13 protein-coding genes are annotated in these 16,197 nt (G+C 69.2%); 10 read left to right on the top strand and 3 right to left on the bottom strand.

Going from position 1 to position 16,197, the window contains the following annotated elements:
* Nucleotides 1-23 precede the first annotated feature (23 nt).
* Nucleotides 24-2,573: a glycoside hydrolase family 3 protein gene (locus IFY26_RS12160; RefSeq protein WP_232549268.1), complete on the bottom strand. Its 2,550-nt coding sequence runs from the start codon at nt 2,571-2,573 to the stop codon at nt 24-26.
* A gap of 650 nt (nt 2,574-3,223) precedes the next feature.
* On the opposite strand from IFY26_RS12160, the gene IFY26_RS12155 reads away from it, so the two are divergent.
* From IFY26_RS12155 to rhaS, 5 genes are all read left to right on the top strand, one after another.
* Nucleotides 3,224-3,949 (top strand): dienelactone hydrolase family protein, encoded by a 726-nt coding sequence (locus tag IFY26_RS12155; RefSeq protein WP_232549267.1) that lies wholly within the window; start codon nt 3,224-3,226, stop codon nt 3,947-3,949.
* A 391-nt stretch (nt 3,950-4,340) separates the two neighbouring features.
* Nucleotides 4,341-5,903, top strand: coding sequence for a sugar ABC transporter ATP-binding protein (locus IFY26_RS12150; protein ID WP_232549266.1), 1,563 nt, complete (start codon nt 4,341-4,343; stop codon nt 5,901-5,903).
* Nucleotides 5,900-6,943, top strand: coding sequence for an ABC transporter permease (locus IFY26_RS12145; protein WP_232549265.1), 1,044 nt, complete (start codon nt 5,900-5,902; stop codon nt 6,941-6,943). Before IFY26_RS12150 ends, IFY26_RS12145 begins: the two co-directional genes overlap by 4 nt.
* Nucleotides 6,940-7,980 carry an ABC transporter permease gene (locus tag IFY26_RS12140; protein ID WP_232549264.1) on the top strand — a complete coding sequence of 347 codons (1,041 nt, stop codon included), beginning with the start codon at nt 6,940-6,942 and terminating at the stop codon, nt 7,978-7,980. Before IFY26_RS12145 ends, IFY26_RS12140 begins: the two co-directional genes overlap by 4 nt.
* A gap of 60 nt (nt 7,981-8,040) precedes the next feature.
* Complete coding sequence (gene rhaS / locus IFY26_RS12135; protein WP_232549263.1) at nt 8,041-9,099, top strand: rhamnose ABC transporter substrate-binding protein; 1,059 nt, start codon at nt 8,041-8,043, stop codon at nt 9,097-9,099.
* Nucleotides 9,100-9,177: 78 nt separating this feature from the next.
* On the opposite strand, the gene IFY26_RS12130 is transcribed toward rhaS, so the two are convergent.
* Nucleotides 9,178-10,380 (bottom strand): amino acid aminotransferase, encoded by a 1,203-nt coding sequence (locus tag IFY26_RS12130; protein WP_232549262.1) that lies wholly within the window; start codon nt 10,378-10,380, stop codon nt 9,178-9,180.
* Nucleotides 10,381-10,495: 115 nt separating this feature from the next.
* Here IFY26_RS12130 and IFY26_RS12125 point away from each other — a divergent pair, with 115 nt between their 5' ends.
* Genes IFY26_RS12125 through IFY26_RS12115 form a run of 3 tightly spaced genes read left to right on the top strand, consistent with a single transcriptional unit; the run spans nt 10,496 to nt 13,526 of the window.
* Nucleotides 10,496-11,773 carry an ABC transporter substrate-binding protein gene (locus IFY26_RS12125; RefSeq protein ID WP_232549261.1) on the top strand — a complete coding sequence of 426 codons (1,278 nt, stop codon included), beginning with the start codon at nt 10,496-10,498 and terminating at the stop codon, nt 11,771-11,773.
* Between the two features lie 14 nt (nt 11,774-11,787).
* Nucleotides 11,788-12,702, top strand: coding sequence for a carbohydrate ABC transporter permease (locus tag IFY26_RS12120; protein WP_232549260.1), 915 nt, complete (start codon nt 11,788-11,790; stop codon nt 12,700-12,702).
* The gene (locus IFY26_RS12115) at nt 12,699-13,526 is read left to right on the top strand and encodes a carbohydrate ABC transporter permease (RefSeq protein WP_232549259.1); all 828 of its coding nucleotides are present in this window, start codon (nt 12,699-12,701) and stop codon (nt 13,524-13,526) included. The genes IFY26_RS12120 and IFY26_RS12115 overlap by 4 nt, the downstream gene beginning before the upstream one ends.
* A gap of 34 nt (nt 13,527-13,560) precedes the next feature.
* On the opposite strand, the gene IFY26_RS12110 is transcribed toward IFY26_RS12115, so the two are convergent.
* Nucleotides 13,561-13,920, bottom strand: a complete 360-nt coding sequence (locus IFY26_RS12110) for a GNAT family N-acetyltransferase (RefSeq protein ID WP_232549258.1) — start codon at nt 13,918-13,920, stop codon at nt 13,561-13,563.
* 90 nt (nt 13,921-14,010) lie between these two features.
* On the opposite strand from IFY26_RS12110, the gene IFY26_RS12105 reads away from it, so the two are divergent.
* Nucleotides 14,011-14,928 (top strand): ABC transporter ATP-binding protein, encoded by a 918-nt coding sequence (locus tag IFY26_RS12105; protein WP_232549257.1) that lies wholly within the window; start codon nt 14,011-14,013, stop codon nt 14,926-14,928.
* On the top strand, nt 14,925-16,190 hold the full coding sequence (locus IFY26_RS12100) for an ABC transporter permease (RefSeq protein ID WP_232549256.1): 1,266 nt from the start codon (nt 14,925-14,927) through the stop codon (nt 16,188-16,190). Before IFY26_RS12105 ends, IFY26_RS12100 begins: the two co-directional genes overlap by 4 nt.
* Nucleotides 16,191-16,197: the final 7 nt, after the last annotated feature.

Below are 16,197 nucleotides of genomic sequence, written 5' to 3'. Positions count from 1 at the left end.
CGTGGTGTGAACGCCGTTCGTGACTACCGCACCCGCAGACTCCCGGTCAGCCGGACGTCGCGCTCGGACGCTCCGGCGTAGATCTGCACCGTGCCCTTCGGCCGGACCCATTCATTGCGGCCGGCGTCGAAGTAGCTGAGCAGCCGCTCCGGGGTGTCGAGCTCGATCGGGATGTCGACCCACCGCTGCTGACCAGGAGCCAGGGTCACCTTGTCCCACCCCAGCAGCTGGCGGCTGGGGGTGTCGACCGAGGTGGGCAGGGCACCGTGGTAGATCTGAACCGTCTCGGTGACCTCCACCGAACCCCTGTTGCGCACCTGCACGCGGATGTGGGCGGGCTGATTGCCACCCCGTTCCTGCACCTGCAGGCGCCGGTACTCGACCGTGCTGTACGTCAAGCCGTAACCGAACGCGAACTGCGGTTCGAGGCCCAGCTGGTCATAGCGCTTGTAACCGACGTAGACGCCCTCGTCATGCTGAAGCTGCACGTTGAGGTTGTTGATGTCGTACACCGGGTTGGTCAGACCCAGACCGTTGACGACCTGGTCATCGGAGACGGGCCAGCTCTGCGGCAGGCGTCCGGAGAAGTCCTCGTCACCGAACAGCAGCGAGGCCACGATGCGGCCCTGCTCCTGACCCGGGTACCAGACCTCGAACAGACCGGCCACGTCGTCGAGCCACGGCACGGCCACCGCGCCACCGGTTGCCAACACGACAACGGTGTTCGGGTTGACGGCCGCCACGGCGCGGATCAGCGCGTCCTGCCCCTGCGGGAGGGTGATCGAACCACGGTCAATGGCCTCGCCCAGGTACTCCGAGGCCACGACCACAGCGACGTCGGCGTTCCGGGCGGCCTCGACGGCTTCCTGGATCTGCGGGGAGTAGTCGTCCACCGGCGGCGTCCACAACAGCCGGATGGCCGGCCCGATGCGGTTGCCCGCAACGCCACAGCACTGGTTGGGGGCGTCCGCGACGTAGTCGATGCGCACGTCATAGGACTGACCGGCGACGAGGTCGAGGCTGACCGTCTGCGTGTCGATGCGGTCGGCGTCCACGGACAGGACTTCCTCGCCGTCCACCCACAGGCGCGCCGAACCGAGCAGGCTGAGCCCAAGGTCGTAGGTGCCGGACGCCACCGGCGTCAGCTGACCGCTCCAACGAATCGACGGCTGGGGGTTGGCGAAGAAGGCCGGGGGGACGTCGGGGGCCGGGGAGGTCTCCGAACCGAAGGTCGCGAAGACCATCGGCAGGCCGTTGCCCCAGTTCACCTGGTCCTCGATGCGGGCGACCAGCGGGTTGCCCGACCAAGTCGGGTTCGTGAACCACTGAGCCTGCAGGCCGGAACTGCCTCCGGCCGAGAGCACCGACGACGGGATGGGTGCCGGGCCGGGCAACGACCCGTCGGCCACGCGCAGCGGATCCGTGCCGTCGACCTTGGTCATCGTGACGCCGTCGCCGACGCGCGCCTCAATGCCCTCCTGGATCGTCGTGACGTGGGCCGGCAGCGGGATGCTGTCGGCGCCAAAGCCCTGCAGGAAGCGGTCGGTGTTCTCACCGATCAGGGCGATCGAATCGATCGCGTTGGCGTCCAGCGGCAGGATGTCGTCGTTCTTCAGCAGGACCGATCCCTCGACACCGGCGCGGTACGCGATCTCGCGGCCACGGGCCAGCGTCGCCTCGGAGACCGCCAGCTGGGGCTGCACCGACTCGAGCGCTCCGGGGGGCAGGTGGTCCATCAGGCCGTCCTCGAAGAACGTCCGTAGCACCCGGTGCACCATGTCGTCGAACCGCTCCATCGGGATGACGCCGTCGAGCACGGCCTGGCCGAGCGCCTCACCGTTGACTCCCTCGGGTCCGCAGAAGTCCGTCCCAAGGTTGTAGGCCTGCACGGACTCGCAGGCGCTGTAGTCGGAGCTGATCCACCCCTCGAAGCCGAGGTCGCCCTTGATGATCTGGTTGTTCAGGAGGTCGTGGTCGCAGGAGTAGTCGCCCATCAACCGCGGGAACGCGCACATGAGCGCCCCCGGCGCCGCCGCGATGATCGGCTCCCACTGGCGGACGTACACCTCCCGCAGCGTGCGCAGATCCATCACGTTGTTGAGCGTGAGGCGCTGGCTCTCCTGGGTGTTGGCCACGGTGTGCTTCGGCAGCGCGTAGACGCCGTCGATGCTCTTCACGCCCTCGACGACGGCCGCCGGGAGGCGTCCGCCGAGCAGGGGATCCTCACCGTAGGACGACCATTGCCGGCCGTGGTAGGGCGAGCGGGTCATGTCGGCGGCTGGAGCGGCCCAACCGGAGTAGCCGACCTCCCACGCCTCTTGCGCACCTTGGGCACCGAAGGCATAGGGCATCTCGGTGTCCCACGTGGACGCCATCGCGACGCCGGAAGGGAAGGCGGTGGACTCGTGGGCGTTGGACGCCAACCCGTTGGCGCCGTCCTTCTCGCGCCGCGAAGGGACGCCCAGCTCCGGGATCGGGATGCCGGGGTTGGCGAACAGGCCGACCTTCTGGTCGAACGTCATCGCGGCAGCCAAGAGGTCGGCGCGAGCGTCGGCGTCGAGGGAGGTGTCCATCCATGGACGCGCCTCAGCGCGAGCCGTGGGGGCGGTCACGAACGCCAGGCTCGCGACCATGGTGAGTGCCAGCAGGACGCGGAACGATTGTCCAAGTCCCCGGACAGCACCGGATTGCCTAGGCCCCATTCGAGTTCCTTTCACGAGGGGTCGACCAGCGGTGCCGAGGGGCTGCGGTGATCGATGCGGCGGCCGTGCCACGCGGTGATCGATGCGGCGCCTCTGACGCGGCCCCATTCCCCCCCGGAAAAACCCGTGCAGGCCCTGCACGGAATGGCCCGCCCGGCGGGCCACGCGCCACAGTATGGTGCCCGGAGCGCCGCTCAGGCTAGGCCTTCTCTCGGCCGATTCTCAGGATCGGGCGACTTTCTGCGGGGCAGCTGGGTCCCGCACAAGAAGTGCATTTCCCTGTCGCAGCCACATCAGTTCTCACCGGGCGCTTCCGCCGATTCTTCTCCCAGTCGCCGTGAGGAAAGGCCTGAGCGTCGTTGTAGGAGAAGAGACACCTTGCTGATGAAATCCCGATGCGTGATCGCGTTGAAGTGCAAATCATCAACGGGGAATCTAGGATGACGCCCCAACGCGGGTGGATCTCTCGACCCTCGCGTTAAGATGCGCGCACTGCCCGTTCAGCGCTCAGAGGATCCACGATGCCCACGCCGCTCGACATCACCGTGCCAGTGCCCACCCCGGGCCCGGACGGTGCCACCACCATGCCGGCCACCCTCGTCCGTCCGGGCTCGGGTCGCGGGCCAGGCATCGTGCTCGTCCAGGAGATCTTCGGGCGCAGCCCGTACATGCGGCAGCGCGCGGACGACCTCGCGGCGCTGGGCTACACCGTGCTGCTACCCCAGATCTACTGGCGCCTGGGGGTGGACGTGATCGACGAGACGTCCGAAAACGCTCTGGAGACCGCAGTGGGGGTCTCCGGCCGCGTCGACTGGGATCTGGCGGTCGAGGACGTCCGCGCCGCCATCGCCCACCTGCGCGCCGACGAGGCCACCCGGACGCGTGTGGCCCTCGTGGGCTTCTGCTTCGGCGGCGGTCTCGCCTACGCGGCGATCCAGGGTGCCGACTGGGACGTGATCGCCGACGCCCTCGTCAGCTACTACGGCTCGGCGCTCCCGAGGATGGTCGACGGCGATCCCGTGGCCGTGCCGAGCCTGCACCACTTCGGCAGCGCCGACGCCTTCCTCTCCCGAGACGACGTGGCCCATATCGAATCGGTCGTCACGTCCTACGGCGCCAGCTTCCAGCTGTGGCCGGGCTCCGACCACGCGTTCGACAACCCCCGCCTGGCCTTCCACGACCCGGACGCCTCCGCTGCGGCCTGGGACGTCACCACAGCCTGGCTGGCGGAGAACTACCCCGCCTGATCGGGACGCCCCGTCGGGTTGGACACCCGGTATCGGGTGGTGGCCGCCCGGAAGGGGGGTGTTGGCTGACGGCCCGGTCTGGCGGGCCACTTCGCTCCCCGGACCGCGCGACGCTCCCTTGCCGTAGCCGTGCTCTCCCAGCTCAGGCACTTCGCTCCCCGGCCGTAGCGGTGCTCTTCTTGGACGAAGAGCCCCGCTATGGCCGGGGAGCGAAGTGGCTGGGTGAAGGGCCGCAGAGTCATCCGACCTGGAGACAATCAGTGGAGAACCGCCCTGGCACGTGCCCGGAGGTGCCCGCACGCGCTACGGTGCGTACATCGTTTCAATGGTGACGATGGGAGCAACGGTGTCCGATCAACGACCCGATCGCCCGCGGCGTGACGCGGATCACATGGTCACGCCCACTTCCACGACTACACCCGAGACCGCCGCCCCCGCCCTGGAGCTGCGCGGGGTCAGCAAGGCCTTCGGCCGCGTCGTGGCCCTGCGCGATGCCCAGCTCGAACTCCACGCCGGCTCCATCCATGCCCTCGTCGGTGAGAACGGCGCAGGGAAGTCGACGCTGGTCAAGATCATCGCCGGCCTGTACCCCCGTGACTCCGGCACGCTCACCCTGGACGGCCGCCCCGTCGAGTTCCGCAGCACCGCCGATGCAAAGAAGGCGGGCATCGCGGTGATCTACCAGGAACCCACCCTGTTCCCCGACCTCTCGGTGACGGAGAACATCTTCATGGGGCGCCAACCCGTCGGTCGATTCGGCCGTGTCGACCGCGCCACCATGCGCTCAGAGGCCCTGGCACTGTTCGCGCGCCTGGGCGTCCGCATCGATCCGGACCGGCCCACCGAGGGCCTGTCCATCGCCGACCAGCAGATCATCGAGATCGCGAAGGCCATCAGCCTGGATGCGCGGGTCCTGATCATGGACGAGCCGACGGCCGCCCTGTCCGGCGTCGAGGTCGAACGTCTCTTCGACGTGGCACGCGGCCTGCGTGACGAGGGGCGGGCCCTGATGTTCATCTCCCACCGGTTCGAGGAGGTCTTCGCCCTGTGCGACACGGTCACCGTGATGCGGGACGGATCCTATGTGTCGACCGACCCCATCGCCACCACGACGGTGGCCGATATCGTCCGGAAGATGGTGGGTCGGGAGGTGGGCGACCTGTTCCCAAAGCAGGAGGCGCAGATCGGCGCACCGGTGCTCGAGGTGAACGGACTGTCACAGCCCGGCGTGTTCGCCGACATCACCTTCTCGGTGCGATCGGGCGAGATCGTCGCCTTGGCAGGGTTGGTCGGCGCAGGCCGGAGCGAAGTGGCCCGGGCGGTGTTCGGCGTCGACCCCTACCGCACCGGTGAGGTCCGCGTCGGAGGACGACCGCTGCCGAAGAACTCCCCCGCCGCGGCCATGCGGGCCGGCCTGGCGCTGGTGCCGGAGGATCGCCGCAAGCAGGGACTCATCCTCGACGCGACCGTGGCCAGCAACATCACCGACGCCATCCGCGGCCGGCTCAGCCGCGGGGGACTGATCTCGACCACGCAGGAGAACGACACGGCGCGGGACTGGGCCCAACGCCTCGAGGTGAAGACCGCCGCCCTCGACACCTTGGCCGGCACCCTGTCGGGCGGCAACCAGCAGAAGGTGGTTCTGGCAAAGTGGCTGGCGACCGAGCCGACAGTCCTCATCATCGACGAGCCGACGCGGGGCATCGACGTCGGCACGAAGTCGGAGGTGCACCGCATGATGAGCCAGCTGGCCGGGGCCGGCCTCGCCATTCTCATGATCAGCTCGGAGCTCCCGGAGGTGTTGGGCATGAGTGATCGCATCCTCGTGATGCACGAAGGACGAATCACGGCCGATCTTCCCCGCGACGGCGCCACCGCCGAGAAGGTGATGTTCGCCGCCACGCACGGGCAGGCCGAGGCGGGGCAGCACCACGGAAGCGAGAGTGTCGCATGAGCACCGCGTCCACCGCCGTGACGTCCGTCGCACACGGCACCGCCACGACCCGGACGTCGCTGCTGCGGCGCCTCCTGCTCTCCCGCGAAGCCGGCATCGCGCTCGCCTTCCTCCTGGTCGTCGGGGTGACGACCGCGCGCAACCCCCTGTTCCTGTTCAGCCCCGATGGCTTCCGCGACCTGCTGCTCACCCCCTCGATCCTCGTCGTCGTGGCCGTGGGGCAGGCCGTCGTCATCATCACCCGCAACGTCGACCTGTCCGTGGGGTCCATCGTGGGCCTGACCGCCTACCTCACGGGGACGCTGTTCACCACCACCGCGCTGCCAATCCCGGTGGTCATGCTCGCCGGAGTCGTGTTCGGCGCCCTGCTCGGCGCGGTCAACGGCGCCCTCGTCGCGCTGGGGCGCGTACCGGCCATGGTGATCACGCTCGGCACCCTGTACGCCTTCCGCGGCATCAACGTCGCCTGGACCGGCTCGAGCCGGATCAACGCGTCCGACCTGCCGCCCGCGTTCCTCGGCATGGGTACCCACCAGCTCTGGGGTCTGCCCGTCCTCACGCTCATCGCCCTCGTCGTGCTGGGCTCGGTGGGCTGGTACCTCGCCAACACCCGGCCCGGGCGCGAGTTCTACGCCATCGGCTCGGCTCCGGACGCCGCCGGGCTGTACGGCCTCCCGGCGCGGCGCCGCGTCTTCACGGCCTTCGTGCTCAGTGGCGCGCTGTCCGGCCTGGGCGGAGTCCTGTACGCCGCGCGCTACGGAACGGTCTCGAGCCAGGCCGGCTTCGGGTTCGAGCTCCAGGCGATCGGAGCTGCCGTCATCGGCGGGGTCGCCATCGTGGGCGGCGTGGGCACGGTACTGGGGGCCGCAATCGGCGCCTTTTTGCTGCTGACCATCAGCCGCGCGCTACCGGTTCTCGGCATCCCCGATCTGTGGCAACAGGCACTCGTCGGCGCGCTCATCATTGGCGCGATCGTCCTCGACCGCGTCCTCGCCCAACGCCAGACCCGACGCCTCAGCGAAGGGAGGGCGGACGCATGAGCCAGACCCGTCCCGCGGAGCGCTCGCGCACCTACGCCGATCACGCCCGCCCCTGGTGGCAGCGCGTGCTCCTCACGCCCGAGATGGCGATCATCGCGCTCCTCGCCATCGTCGTGCTCGTGGCATCGCTCACCGTTCGGAACTTCGCGACCCCGATCACGCTCACCTTCCTCCTGCTGGACGTGGCCACCCTTCTCCTGATCGCACTCCCCATGACGATGGTGATGATCACGGGGGACATCGATCTGTCCGTGGGGTCCATGGTGGGCCTCAGTTCCGTGGTCATCGGCATGATGGTGCAGGCCGGCCAGCCCATGGGTCTCGCCGCAACCACTGCGGTGGGCGTGGGCATCCTGGGCGGGCTGGTGAACGGGCTGCTCATCACGCGCCTGCAGCTCCCCGCACTGGCCGTCACGATCGGATCCATGGCCTTGTACCGCGGCATCGCGGTGGGGCTGTTGGGCACGACGGCCGTGACCGCCTTTCCCGAAGAGTGGACGACGCTGGCCCGCGCCAACATCCCCGGCACGCCCATCCCCCTGGTGATGATCGTGTTCGCCGTGGCCCTGGCGGCGTTCGTGGTGCTGCTCCACTTCACCACCTTCGGACGCGGCACCTACGCCATCGGTCGCAGCCGTGACGCCGCCCTCTTCAACGGTGTTGCTGTCGACCGCACCCGCATCATCTTGTTCGTGTTGTCCGGCGCCATCGCCGCGCTGGCCGGGGTGTACTACACGCTGCGCTTCGGGAGTGCGCGGGGGGACAACGCGATGGGGCTGGAACTCCAGGTGATCGCCGCGGTGGTGCTGGGTGGGGTGTCCGTGTTCGGTGGCCGCGGAGCGCTCCACGGCGTCGTCGCGGGCGTCCTGTTGATCGGGGTGCTCTCCAGTGCCCTGCGCCTGGCCGGCGTCACCTCGGACGTCATCAACATCATCACGGGCGTGTTGTTGGTGCTGTCCGTCATCTCCGGCAGCATCCTCACCTGGGCCCGCTCGGTGCGGGCCAGGCCGTCCTCGGCCACGCCCGCCCAGGCGTGACCCGTTCAGCCCGTCCGCCAACGACGGCAACCGAGTGAAGAACCACGAAAGGAAGATCCGATGACGCCTCCGACCCAACCACGACGCCTCCGGCGCCTGGCCGCAGCCACAGCCCTGGTCCTGGCCCTCTCGGCCTGCGCCAACGGGGGGACGCCGGCGTCCGACGGCGACGCCAGCCCGGGCACAGGCACCGGAGGAGCCACCAGCGACGTGCAGGTGGCCTTCCTGCCCAAGAACCTCGGCAACCCCTACTTCGACACCTCGAGCACCGGCGGTCGGGAAGCCGTGGCGGAGATCGGCGGAACGTTCTCCGAAGTGGGCCCGGCGACGGCCGCTCCGGACGCCCAGGTCAGCTACATCAACACCCTCACCCAGCAGCAGGTCGACGCGATCGTGGTCTCGGCCAATGACCCGGCCGCGATCTGCGGCGCGCTGAACGACGCCAAGACCATCGGCATCAAGGTGGTGACGTTCGACTCCGACACCAACCCCGAATGTCGCGACCTCTTCGTCAACCAGGCGACCGCCGAAGGCATCGCCAAGGTGCAGGTGGACATGATCGCCGAGCAGATCGGTGACGAGGGCGAGATCGCCATCCTCTCCGCCGCCGCCAATGCGACCAACCAGAACACGTGGATCGAGATGATGACGGAAGAACTCGCTGCGTCCCATCCGAACATCACGTTGGTCGAGACCGTCTACGGCAACGACGACGACCAGACCTCCTTCGACCGGACGGCCGGTTTGCTGCAGAGCCACCCGAACCTGAAGGGCATCGTCTCACCGACCACCGTCGGCATCGCCGCCGCAGCACGCTACCTGTCGACGTCCCAGTACAAGGGACAGGTGGCGATCACGGGTCTGGGCACCCCGAACCAGATGCGCGAGTACGTCGCAGACGGCACGGTCACAGAGTTCGCCCTCTGGAATCCGGAGGATCTCGGGTACCTGTCCGCCTACGCCGCCAACGCGCTCGCGTCCGACGAGATCACCGGGGCCGAGGGTGACACCTTCACCGCCGGCCGGCTCGGCGAGTTCACCGTGGAGGCGGACAACACGGTGCTGCTGGGTGAGCCCTACCGATTCAATGCCGACAACATCGACGACTTCGACTTCTGAGTCAGGCCGGGCGATGGGCCCGTCGGTGCAGCGGGCACCGGCGGGCCCGTCCTTGTCGTGCGCCTGGGTGTGCCCGGCTCAGTCCTGCAGCACCGCCGCGATGGACTCGCTGACGTAGCCGACGTTGCCCTCGTTCAACGCCGCGACGCAGATCCGGCCGGTGTCGGTGCCGTAGACGCCGAACTCGGTGCGCAGGCGCACCATCTGCTCCTTCGTCAGGCCCGAGAAGCTGAACATGCCCAGCTGGTCGGTGATGTAGCTCATGTCCCGCGTGACGCCCGCGTCCGCGAGCCCCGCCACCAGGGCCGCCCGCATGGCCTTGATGCGGTCACGCATCTCACCCAGCTCGGCCACCCAGTCGGCGCGCAGCTCGGGATCGGCGAGCACGGTCTCCACCAGCGCCGCGCCGTGGGTGGGCGGGTTGGAGTAGTTGGTGCGGATGACGATCTTCACCTGCGAGAGGACGCGGGCCGCCTCGTCGGCGTCCGCGCACACGATCGACAACCCGCCGACGCGCTCGCCATAGAGCGAGAAGCTCTTGCTGAACGAGGTCGACACGAAGAAGCTTGGCACCCGCTCGGCGAAGGCGCGGACGACGGCCCCATCCTCTTCGATGCCGGCGCTGAAGCCTTGGTAGGCCATGTCGAGGAACGCGGTGAGGTCCCGCTCCACCACCACGTCGATGACGCGCTGCCACTGCTCGGGCGTGAGGTCATAGCCGGTCGGGTTGTGGCAGCAGGCGTGCAGCACCACGATCGTGCCGGGGGCGGCGGCGTCCAGATCGGCGAGCATCCCGGCCACGTCGACACCCTTGGCCTCGGCGTCGTAGTAGCGGTACTTCGCCACCGTGAAGCCGGCGCGCGTGAACAGCGCCTGGTGGTTCTCCCAGCTCGGGTTCGAGATGAGCACGCGCGCGTCCGGGGACACCTGGCGCAGGAAGTCGGCGCCGATCTTCAGGGCTCCGGTGCCGCCCAGCGCCTGCACCGTGACGACGCGCCCGTCCGCCAGCAGGGGCGAACCGGCGCCGAACACGAGCTCCTTGACGTCCGCGTCGTAGGTCGGCAGCCCGTCGATGGCCAGGTACCCCTTGGCCTGGGGCTGCGCCGCGAGCTTCCGCTCGGCGGCCGCCACGCTGCGCAGCAGCGGCAGCACACCCTGCTCGTTCTGGTAGACGCCCACGCCGAGATTCACCTTGCGCGGGTTCGGGTCGGCCCGAAACTGCTCGGTGAGCCCGAGGATCGCGTCCGGCGGGGCGGGTTGGACGGCGCTGAAGAGGGTCATGGTCGTCACCTTTCGACCCGCCAACCCTAGCGTTCCTCCGGACGCCGCAGCGCGGCGCACGCATCGCCGGCGGTCACGGTGCCGGACTGTCGGAGTGGGGGTTTATGCTCCTCGCATGGCTCTCACTCGTCGGACGCTGTTCACCGTGGGCGGCGGTCTTGCCGCCACCGCAACTCTCGCCGCCTGCGGCACCAACACGGGGCGCACGAGCCCCGCCGCCACCGCCTCCGCGGGCACGACGGCGTCCGGCCCCCAGCTGGCGCAGTGGTACCACCAGTACGGCGAGGACGGGGTGGAGGAGGCCGTGCGTGCGTGGGCCGCGGAGTTCACCGACGCCCAGATCGATGTCAACTGGGTGCTGTCCAACTACGAGGACGCCCTCGCCGCGGCCCTGCTCACCCCGACGGCGCCGGACGTCTTCGAGTACGCCAACGGCCCGACGCTCGACATGATCAAGGCCGGCCAGGTCGCCGACCTCACCGAGATGCTGGGCGACGCCGGCGCCGAGTTCACCCCGTCCGTGCTCGCGCGGATGACGTACGACAACAAGGTCTGGGCCATTCCCCAGACCGTCGACATGCAGCTGCTCTACTACCGCCCCTCCGTGCTGGCCGAGGCCGGCGTCCAGCCCCCCACCACGCTGGCCGAGCTCACCGAGGTCGCCCAGGCGGTCGCCACGCCCGAGCGCGGCGGTTTCTACGCCGGCCAGGACGGCGGCATCGGCGTCCTGGGGTTGTTGCTGATGTGGGCGTCCGGGCTGGATGAGTTCAACGAGGCCCGCACCGAGGCCGCCTTCAACACGTCGGCGCTGTACGCGACCGTGGCCCAGTACAAGGCCCTGTTCGACTCCCCCGGCATGGTCAAGGCGGCCTCGGCCGACTGGTCGGACGCGTCCCCGTTCATCAACGGCGAGTGCGCGCTGCAGTGGGGCGGGCTGTGGGATCTTCCGAACGTCACCGAGGCGTTCGGCGACGACGTCGGCGTGCTGCCGTTCCCCGCGTCCGGCGGCGACCCGGTGGTGCCGTTCGGCGCGTTCAGCGCTTGTGTGTCGGCGGCGAGTGACCACGTCGACGTGGCGCAGGACTACGTGCGCTGGTTGTGGGTCGACTCCGACGACAAGCAGGTCGAGTTCAGCGACGGCTTCGGCACCCACATCCCCGCCAAGCCCAGCCTGTTCAGCCGCGCCTCCCAGGTGGCCTCCGGCCCGGGGGCGGACGCCGCGGCGTTCGTCACCGACCACGGCCGCTCCAACGCGCTGTTCTGGACCGCCGCCTCGGGCCAGGCCTACTCGACGGCGCTCAGCAACTGCGTGCTCAACGGCGCGGACCCCGCCGCCGAGTTCGGTGCCGCCGCGCAGACGGTGGACGCCGAGCTGGCCCGCGTGAACGACTGAGACCGGGCGCACCCGTGGCGAGAAGGACCCCGGCCCCCCTGCTGAACCGGCCGGTCTGGTTCTGGGCCTTGGTCACGCCGTTCCTCGCCGGGCTGTTGGTGTTCGTCTACGTCCCGCTGCTGTGGAGCCTGTGGCTCAGCTTCTACGATGCCCGCAACACGGTGACCCCCACCGATTTCGTGGGCCTCGCGAACTACGTCGCGTTGCTCAACGACCGGTTGTTCGTCGACTCGATGGTGACGTTCGTCGCGTTCGCGGCGTTCATCGTCCCGCTGACGTTCGCGTGCTCGCTCGGGCTGGCGCTCCTGCTGCAGCGGGTCACCGTGTTCCGGGGGTTCTTCCGCTCGGTGTTCTTCATCCCCACCGCGGTCAGCTACGTCATCGCGGCGATGGTGTGGCGCATGTCGTTCTTCAACGGCGCGCGCTTCGGGCTGGCCAACACGCTGCTGACCGACCTCGGTCAGCAGCCCGTGAACTGGCTCGGTGGCGAGAACAACTGGTACTGGCTGGTGCTGGTCAGCCTGCGCCTGTGGCTGCAGGTCGGCTTCTACATGATCTTGTTCATCGCGGGCCTCAACCAGATCGATCCGCAGCTGTTCGAGGCCGCTGCCCTCGACGGCGCGAACGGCTGGCGTCGCTTCCGGTACGTGACGTTCCCGCTGCTGCGGCCCACGTCCGTCGCCGTCGCGATGCTGCTGCTGTTCAACGCCTTCCAGGCCTTCGACGAGTTCTACAACACCCTCATCACCGCCGGCGGCTACCCACCGTTCGCGCGGCCGCCGCTCGTCTACCTCTACCTGATCTCCTTCGGCGGCGGCGCACAGGATCTGGGCATCGGCTCGGCCGGCACCATGATCCTGACGCTCGTGATCCTGGTGTTCAGCCTGATCCAGAACCGGGTGCTCGCCCTGGGCGGGGGCGGGCAGTGAAGCCGTCCCGCGCCGGCAGTGTGCTGGCCCATCTCGCGGCGTCGGTGCTGGCCGTGCTGTTCCTGCTGCCGTTCTACGTGATCTGGCGCAACGCGTTCTCCACCCAGCAGGGCATCGTGAGCCCGCAGTGGCACTGGTGGCCCGACCAGCTCGACCTCACCACGCTCACCGCCGTGCTCGGCAACCCGCGGCTCGGGGTGGTGCAGGCGCTGGTGAACTCCCTGGTGGTCTCGGTGGTGCAGACGCTCGCCACCGTGGTCATCTCACTCATGGCCGGGTACGCGCTGGCGCGGTGGCGGACGCCGGCGTCCAGGCTCGTCCTCGGGCTCACCGTCTTCACCCTGATGGTGCCCGCCATGGTGACGTTCGTGCCCACCTTCGTCATGGTCAGCACGCTGGGGTGGATCAGCTCGTACCGGGGCCTCATCGTGCCGGTGGTGTTCTCGGCGTTCGCGACGTTCCTGTTCCGCCAGGCGTTCCTCGACTTCCCGCGCGAGCTGGAGGAGTCCGCCGCCCTCGACGGCGCCAACACCTGGACGACGTTCTGGCGCATCGTGGTGCCCAACACCCGCGGCACCATCGCCGCGGTGGGCACCATCACGTTCATCGGCGCCTGGAACGCCTTCCTCTGGCCCCTGCTCATCGCCCAGGATCCGGCGATGCGCACCGTGCAGGTCGTCCTCAGCCAGTTCATGACCGCCCAGGGCGTCCGCTACCCCGAGATGTTCACCGGCGCGCTCATCGCGGTGGTGCCGGCGCTCATCGTCTTCGCGTTCCTGCAGCGCTGGCTCGTCGAGGGCGTCGCACGGTCGGGCCTCAAGTAGCCCGGACGCCCCCGCCCACGCGGGGACGCAACCGTCAGACGCGCGGGTCGGCGTCCAGGTCGACGCCGGTGACGCGGGCGGCGTCGTCAACCACCTGATCGGTGTCCTGACCCTCACGGGTCACCACCAGATCGGCGTAGTCGGGGTGCCGTTCGATCCAGGTGGCCACGTAGGGGCAGGCCGGGTCCACCCGGTAGCCCTCGGCGCGGATGTCGTCCAGCGCGTAGCGCACCACGTCACCCGCGATCGAGCCACCCCGGTGGGCCGGTTCGACGAAGGTGTGGGGCAGGATCACGACGCCGGCGTCCACGGTGTAGTCGACGTATCCGACGACCTGGCCGTCGGTGCGGTACTCGAACCGCTTCGCTTCGGTGTTCTTGACGATCTCGGGCATGGGCCCACGGTACCTGCCTGATGCCACATCGACCTCGGCACCGACCGAGGGTGGTCGTCCCGCCCCCGGCGCTGTGCTTGCATGGAGCCCATGAGCACCCCTGCCATCGAGGTCACCGACTTCACCATGCGCTTCGGCGCGCGCACCGCGGTCGACCACCTCAGCTTCGACGTGCGCCCCGGTGAAACGTTCGGCCTGCTGGGGGCGAACGGTTCGGGCAAGACCACCACGATCCGCGCCCTGCTGGGCATCTACACCCCCACCGCCGGCACGCTGCACGTCGAGGGTCGGCCGTTCGACCCCGCCCACAACTCCTCGCTCGGCTACCTGCCCGAGGAGCGGGGCCTGTACAAGAAGGAGAAGGTCATCGACGTGATGACCTACTTCGGGCAGCTCAAGGGCATGCCGCGCGCGGAGGCGGCGCTCTGGTCGACGTACTACCTCGAACGGGTGGGCCTCGCGTCCCACGCCACCACGCGGCTCGACAAGCTCTCCGGCGGCCAGCAGCAGAAGGTGCAGCTCGGCGTCACGATCATGGACAACCCGACGATCTTGGTGCTGGACGAGCCCACCAAGGGCTTCGACCCCGTCAACCGGCGGCTGTTGCTGGACATCGTGGAGGACCAGCGCCGCGGCGGCGCGACCGTCGTCATCATCACCCACCAGATGGACGAGGTCGAACGGCTCTGTGACCGCGTGCTCCTGTTGAAGGACGGCCGCGCCGAGGCGTACGGCACGGTGCCCGAGGTGCAGGACGCCTACGGCGGCCGCACCGTCCGGCTCCACCACGGCGGCCCCCTGCCCACCTCGACCCGGTGGCGTCCGATCACCACCGAGCGCAGCTACGCCGAGCTCGAGCTGGACGCCGGCGTCGAGCCCCGCGACGTGCTGCGCGAGCTCGTGGACGCCGGCGTCGACGTCCGCTCCTTCGACGCGTCGCGGCTGTCGATGGAGCAGGTGTTCCTCAAGGTCTACGGCCACGCCGCGCAGGAGGAGGTTTCCGCATGAACGCCCACAACATCGGCACGGTCATCGCGTTCGAGGTGCGCCGCACGCTCGCCAAGCCCTCGTTCTGGATCGCCACGCTCTCGGTGCCCCTGCTGATGGCCCTCCTGTTCGGGTTGAGCTTCTTCAGCGGCGCCTCCGCCGCCCAGTCCAGCCTCGAGAGCGACGCCGAGCCCGTCACGTTCACCTACACCGACGCCTCCGGCATCGTCGACCCGAGCGTCGCCGCCGGGCTGGGCGGCACCGCGGCCGCGGATCCCGAGGCGGCCGCGGCCGCCGTCCGGGAGGGTCGCTCGGCGCTGCACATCGACATCCCCGCCGATCCGGTCGCCGAGGGCGTCCACGTCGTGGGCGAGGACCTGGGCCTCATGGAATCGGGGCGTTGGACGTCCGTGGCGCGCGCCCTGCTCACCCAGTCGGCCGTCGCCCGCATCGACGAGCCCCGGTTGACGTCCGTGCTCGACGGGTTCACCGTCACCAGCGAGCTCTGGGCGGGGGGCGCACCGGCGCCCGGCTGGGGGGCAGCGATCGCACCGGCGCTCTTCCTCGTCCTGCTCTTCATGGCGGTCGTCATGCTGGGCCAGCAGATGTTGAACATCACGGTGGAGGAGAAGGAGAACCGGGTCACCGAGATGATCCTGACCACCGTGCACCCGAGCACGCTCATCATCGGCAAGGTCATCGGCGTCGTGCTCGTCGGCATCGTCCAGGGGCTCGTGCTGCTGGTGCCGCTCCTGGCGATGGCACTGGTGCCCGGCCTGACCTCGCTGGTGGGTGCCCCGGCGGCCGAGATGGCGGACGCCGCCGCCGCCGGTCAGGCGGCCGTCGACCTCCCGCGGGTGCTCATGGGCGCCGCCCTGTTCCTGGCGAGCTTCGTGCTGTTCGCCGGCATCCTGGTGGCCATCGGTGCCGTGATGCCGTCGGCCAAGGACGCCGGCTCCGCCTTCGGCTCCGTGATCATCGCGATGTTCCTGCCGCTCTACGCGCTGCCGCTGGTGCTGCAGACGCCCGAGTCGGTGTTCTCCCGCGTGCTGACCTACTTTCCCCTCACCGCCCCGGTCACCACGCTCACGCGCAATGCGGTGGGCTCCATCGAGCTGTGGCAAGCCGGTCTGGTGCTGGCCGTGATCGTGCTCTGCGCGGTGCTCGCCCTCTCCCTCGGCGTGCGGTTGTTCCGCGAGGGGTCGATCGCCTACGACCAACGGCTGAGTTGGAAGGACATTGTTCGGGCCACGCGCTCCAAGGCGACGAATCCTGCGGCCTAGCTGCGCT

Source organism: Propioniciclava soli (genome assembly GCF_014858005.1).
Taxonomy (GTDB): domain Bacteria; phylum Actinomycetota; class Actinomycetes; order Propionibacteriales; family Propionibacteriaceae; genus Propioniciclava; species Propioniciclava soli.
This window is presented reverse-complemented; position numbering and strand designations above follow the sequence as displayed.